We start from the raw sequence: 3,364 nt of genomic DNA, 5'->3' as shown, positions 1-3,364 counted from the left end.
CTTGTCCATTGAAAATTGAATATCTATCAAACATTCCTAAACGTATGTAAAAATACGTATAGAAATAGTAACAAGAAAATAAACCGAAAACGCTGTGAATATTTAATGAGTTTTCTAATTTTGAAAAAATTAGGTTAATAAGGTTAAGTTAATAAGGGCGCACGGTGGATGCCTTGGCACTAGAAGCCGATGAAGGACGTGACTAACGACGAAATGCCTTGGGGAGCTGTAAGTAAGCAAAGATCCAGGGATGTCCGAATGGGGGAACCCGGCAGGTAATGCCTGTCACTCACTACTGTTAAGGTAGTGTAGAGGAAGACGCAGTGAACTGAAACATCTAAGTAGCTGCAGGAAGAGAAAGCAAAAGCGATTGCCTTAGTAGCGGCGAGCGAAACGGCAGGAGGGCAAACCGAGGAGTTTACTCCTCGGGGTTGTAGGACTGCAATGTGGACTTAAAGAGTATAGAAGAACTACCTGGGAAGGTAGGCCAAAGAGAGTAAAAGCCTCGTATTTGAAATATTCTTTATACCTAGCAGTATCCTGAGTACGGCGAGACACGCGAAATCTCGTCGGAATCCGGGAGGACCATCTCCCAACCCTAAATACTCTCTAGTGACCGATAGTGAACCAGTACCGTGAGGGAAAGGTGAAAAGTACCCCGGAAGGGGAGTGAAATAGAACCTGAAACCGTGTGCCTACAACAAGTTCGAGCCCGTTAATGGGTGAGAGCGTGCCTTTTGTAGAATGAACCGGCGAGTTACGATATGATGCGAGGTTAAGTTGAAGAGACGGAGCCGTAGGGAAACCGAGTCTTAATAGGGCGGATTAGTATTATGTCGTAGACCCGAAACCATGTGACCTACCCATGAGCAGGTTGAAGGTGCGGTAAGACGCACTGGAGGACCGAACCAGGGCACGTTGAAAAGTGCTTGGATGACTTGTGGGTAGCGGAGAAATTCCAAACGAACTTGGAGATAGCTGGTTCTCTCCGAAATAGCTTTAGGGCTAGCGTCGACATTTGAGAATCTTGGAGGTAGAGCACTGTTTGGATGAGGGGGCCATCTCGGTTTACTGATTTCAGATAAACTCCGAATGCCAATGATTTATGGTCGGCAGTCAGACTGCGAGTGCTAAGATCCGTAGTCGAAAGGGAAACAGCCCAGACCACCAGCTAAGGTCCCAAAATAATTGTTAAGTGGAAAAGGATGTGGGGTTGCACAGACAACTAGGATGTTAGCTTAGAAGCAGCTATTCATTCAAAGAGTGCGTAATAGCTCACTAGTCGAGTGACCCTGCGCCGAAAATGTACCGGGGCTAAAACAATTTACCGAAGCTGTGGATAACACTTAGGTGTTATGGTAGGAGAGCGTTCTATGTGTGAAGAAGGTATACCGTGAGGAGTGCTGGAACGCATAGAAGTGAGAATGCCGGTATGAGTAGCGAAAGATGGGTGAGAATCCCATCCACCGTAAGACTAAGGTTTCCAGGGGAAGGCTCGTCCGCCCTGGGTTAGTCGGGACCTAAGGAGAGACCGAAGGGTGTATCCGATGGACAACAGGTTGATATTCCTGTACTAGAGTATGAAGTGATGGAGGGACGCAGTAGGCTAACTAAAGCGGGCGATTGGAAGTGCCCGTCTAAGCAGTGAGGTGTGATATGAGTCAAATGCTTGTATCTATAACATTGAGCTGTGATGGGGAGCGAAGTTAAGTAGCGAAGTTAGTGACGTCACACTGCCGAGAAAAGCTTCTAGCGATGTATCATACTCTACCCGTACCGCAAACCGACACAGGTAGTCGAGGCGAGTAGCCTCAGGTGAGCGAGAGAACTCTCGTTAAGGAACTCGGCAAAATGACCCCGTAACTTCGGGAGAAGGGGTGCTGACTTAAGGTCAGCCGCAGTGAATAGGCCCAAGCAACTGTTTATCAAAAACACAGCTCTCTGCTAAATCGTAAGATGATGTATAGGGGGTGACGCCTGCCCGGTGCTGGAAGGTTAAGAGGAGGGTTTAGCGTAAGCGAAGATCTGAATTGAAGCCCCAGTAAACGGCGGCCGTAACTATAACGGTCCTAAGGTAGCGAAATTCCTTGTCGGGTAAGTTCCGACCCGCACGAAAGGCGTAATGATTTGGGCACTGTCTCAACGAGAGACTCGGTGAAATTTTAGTACCTGTGAAGATGCAGGTTACCCGCGACAGGACGGAAAGACCCCATGGAGCTTTACTGCAGTTTGATATTGAGTATCTGTACCACATGTACAGGATAGGTAGGAGCCTATGAAGTCGGGACGCCAGTTTCGACAGAGGCGCTGTTGGGATACTACCCTTGTGTTATGGCTACTCTAACCCGGATAGGTTATCCCTATCGGAGACAGTGTCTGACGGGCAGTTTGACTGGGGCGGTCGCCTCCTAAAAGGTAACGGAGGCGCCCAAAGGTTCCCTCAGAATGGTTGGAAATCATTCGCAGAGTGTAAAGGTATAAGGGAGCTTGACTGCGAGAGCTACAACTCGAGCAGGGACGAAAGTCGGGCTTAGTGATCCGGTGGTTCCGTATGGAAGGGCCATCGCTCAACGGATAAAAGCTACCCTGGGGATAACAGGCTTATCTCCCCCAAGAGTTCACATCGACGGGGAGGTTTGGCACCTCGATGTCGGCTCGTCGCATCCTGGGGCTGTAGTCGGTCCCAAGGGTTGGGCTGTTCGCCCATTAAAGCGGCACGCGAGCTGGGTTCAGAACGTCGTGAGACAGTTCGGTCCCTATCCGTCGCGGGCGTAGGAAATTTGAGAGGATCTGCTCCTAGTACGAGAGGACCAGAGTGGACTTACCGCTGGTGTACCAGTTGTCTTGCCAAAGGCATCGCTGGGTAGCTATGTAGGGACGGGATAAACGCTGAAAGCATCTAAGTGTGAAACCCACCTCAAGATGAGATTTCCCATAACTTTATGTTAGTAAGAGCCCTGAGAGATGATCAGGTAGATAGGTTGGAAGTGGAAGTGTGGCGACACATGTAGCGGACCAATACTAATCGCTCGAGGACTTATCCAAATTAAGTAATGAGAACGTTAAGAAAAGCGTATGATTTTAGGAAATCAACGCGGAAGTCGGTTAGACTTCAAGGCGATTTATCTAAATCACTAGCTTTTTAGTTCGAATACAATTACTTATTAAAACCGAAGTCAATATTGACAGCGTTGGTAAAACTTGTTAGAATATAGATATTCAATTTTGAGTTGACAAGACTCAGTAGTTAAGTGACGATAGCCTAGGAGATACACCTGTACCCATGCCGAACACAGCAGTTAAGCCCTAGAACGCCTGAAGTAGTTGGGGGTTGCCCCCTGTTAGATACGGTAGTCGCTTAGCA

The 3,364-nt window shown here is 48.1% G+C and carries 2 rRNA genes; both read left to right on the top strand.

The features are described from left to right. Positions 1 to 141: 141 nt before the first annotated feature. Positions 142 to 3,045 (top strand): 23S ribosomal RNA (locus tag SST62_RS0102995). A gap of 202 nt (positions 3,046 to 3,247) precedes the next feature. After that, positions 3,248 to 3,363, top strand: a 5S ribosomal RNA gene (gene rrf, locus SST62_RS0102990). Position 3,364: the final 1 nt, after the last annotated feature.

Origin of the sequence: Streptococcus suis YS56, assembly GCF_000440115.1 — a bacterium.
Taxonomy (GTDB): Bacteria; Bacillota; Bacilli; order Lactobacillales; family Streptococcaceae; genus Streptococcus; species Streptococcus suis_L.
The sequence above is the reverse complement of the archived record's forward strand: the minus strand, read 5'-3'. Positions and strand labels throughout refer to the sequence as shown.